Raw genomic sequence first — 2,195 nt, forward strand, 5'->3', positions numbered from 1 at the left:
CAGCTCCGTCCGTGTGATCGCTATCCCTGCCATGCCTGCCTCCATCCTTTGAGACCGCACTGAGCCAGAGTTCGTGAGCTTTGGGAATCCCCCTCGAGTCAGCCGAACGGGCCGTTGGTATGAGACGTCAGCCCGCCTTGGGCGGCCATTCGGCGCCGCGGGCCTCCATGTAGGGGCGGAAATATTCGCGGAAAGCGGGGAAGCCCTCGACCAGCATCAGGAATTCCTCGCGGTTCGGGACCAGAACCCTTGTGTCCTCGACCGCGCGCACGGTGGTCTTGCGCCGCGTCGCGCCAAGGATCAGCCGCTCGCCGAAATGCCCGCCGGGGCCGATCCGGCGCACATGGCGCTCTCCGGTCGCCGGGTCGGTCCGCTCCATCTCGACCGCGCCCGAGATCTCCGAATGGGACCCGTCCGAGCGGTGGCCGGCCTCATAGACGATATCGCCCGCGCGGAAATGGGCATAGCGCATCGGCGCGCGCGGCAGGGCGCGCAACTGCACGACGCTGCGCGCGCCCAGCATGTCCAACGTCCAGTTCACCATGACCTTGATCCGCGTGCCCATCCCCGGCAGCAGCGCCAGGTAATAGGACCGCCACAGCACCCAGGCCGGGAAACCGGTCAGTTGCATCCCGAACACCTCGGCCACACCGCGATGCGCGCCCAGCGATGCCAGCGATCCGCGCGAACGGTAGGCGAAGGGCCTGACCGGCTTGCCCCAGACGGCGGCGGCGATGTTGCGGGCAATGCGCTCGGCCTCGCGCACGGCGAATTGCGCGGTGGGCGGCGCGAAATCGGTGCGCGCCTCGGCGCCGTCCTTCAGCGGGATCAGCGCGCAATCGCCCAGCGCCCAGACATTGTCATGCCCCTTGACGCGCAGCGTGCGGTCCACCGCGATGCGGCCATGCTGGCTGGGCAGGCCCATGCGCGCGACAACCGGCAGGGGCGAATTGCCGATGGTGGCAACGATGGTGCGGGTGTCGATCACCTTGCCGGTGGTGGAGACAAGCTGCGTGCCCGTGGCCGAGGCGACGCCGGTATTCAGCTTGAGCTCGACCCCGTGGCGGGTCAGGTGATCGGCGGCATAGCGCGCCAGCCGCTCGGGCATCTCGTTGAGGATGCGCGGGGCGAATTCGACCAGTTGCACCCGCACCTCCGAGGGGTCGATGCGGGGATGGAATTTCAACGACCGGTCGATCAGTTCCTTCATCTCGCCCACGGTCTCGACCCCCGAGAACCCGCCGCCGATCACGGGGTGAAGGTCAGCGCGCCGCGCTTGGTCGCGGGCACCTGGCTGACCTGGGCATGTTCGAGCTGCTCGATCACATGCTCGCGCAGGCGCCGCGCATCCTCCAGCGTCTTCATCTTGAGCGCGTGTTCCTCAAGCCCCGGGGTGCGGGACAGGTCCACCCCCTGCCCCAGCGCGATCACCAGATGGTCATAGCGCATCTCGGTCGGGCGGCGCTGGATGCCCTGGAACACGGTGACGATGCGGCGTTCGAAATCCACGCTGTCGATCTGCGCCTTGCGCACGAACACGCCCCTGAGCAGAAATCGCAGCGGCGAAACCGCTTGGCCCGGCGTGATCGAGCCCGCGCCGACCTCGGGCAGAAGCGGCTGGAAGACGAAATAGTTGTCTGCATGGATCAACTCGACCCGCACCGACTTGCCCAGCCGCTTTCGCAGCGCCCGCGCCGCATACATGCCGCCGAAGCCGCCCCCCCCCAGAACGACGATCCGATCCGCCATGGCGACCCCTTTCTTGCTGCGGTGCAGCATAACGCGTCCGGCGCCGCGGACCAGAGGCATTCGCCGCATGCCGCGATTGCCCTTTTCGCAAGGCTGTGGCAAGGCCCGGCCGATGACACTGTCCCGCCCCCTTTCCGCTTATCTGGCGTTCTGCCGCTTGCTTGACCGCGCCACGCTCGCCCTGTGCATCAGCGCGGGCCTGTTGCTGACCGGCGCGGTGCTGGCCATCGTGGTGCTGCGCTACGGCTTTGGCATGGGCTTCATCCAGTTGCAGGATGCGGCGGGTTACGCCTTTGCGGTGCTGGTGGCGTTCTCGTTGCCGGTGACGCTGGCGCGCAACGGGCATGTCCGGGTCGAGGCGATCTCGGAACGCCTGCCCACGGCCTATCTGCGCGCGGCAGATGCCGTGGCGCTGGTCCTGTTCCTGATCCCGGTCTTCGGCCTGA

Annotated in this window: 3 protein-coding genes; 1 reads left to right on the forward strand and 2 read right to left on the reverse strand. The window is 67.8% G+C overall.

The features are described 5' to 3' along the window. Window positions 1-127: 127 nt before the first annotated feature. The gene (locus tag ENN83_RS16040) at window positions 128-1,252 is read right to left on the reverse strand and encodes an FAD-dependent oxidoreductase (protein ID WP_287188746.1); all 1,125 of its coding nucleotides are present in this window, start codon (window positions 1,250-1,252) and stop codon (window positions 128-130) included. Beyond that, on the reverse strand, window positions 1,249-1,749 hold the full coding sequence (locus tag ENN83_RS16045; RefSeq protein WP_287188747.1) for an FAD-dependent oxidoreductase: 501 nt from the start codon (window positions 1,747-1,749) through the stop codon (window positions 1,249-1,251). Before ENN83_RS16045 ends, ENN83_RS16040 begins: the two co-directional genes overlap by 4 nt. A gap of 112 nt (window positions 1,750-1,861) precedes the next feature. Here ENN83_RS16045 and ENN83_RS16050 point away from each other — a divergent pair. Continuing rightward, window positions 1,862-2,195, forward strand: a 334-nt coding sequence (locus ENN83_RS16050) for a TRAP transporter small permease subunit (protein ID WP_287188748.1), incomplete at its 3' end; no start/stop codon positions are given.

This window comes from Rhodovulum sp. (assembly GCF_011048875.1).
Lineage (GTDB): Bacteria > Pseudomonadota > Alphaproteobacteria > Rhodobacterales > Rhodobacteraceae > Rhodovulum > Rhodovulum tesquicola.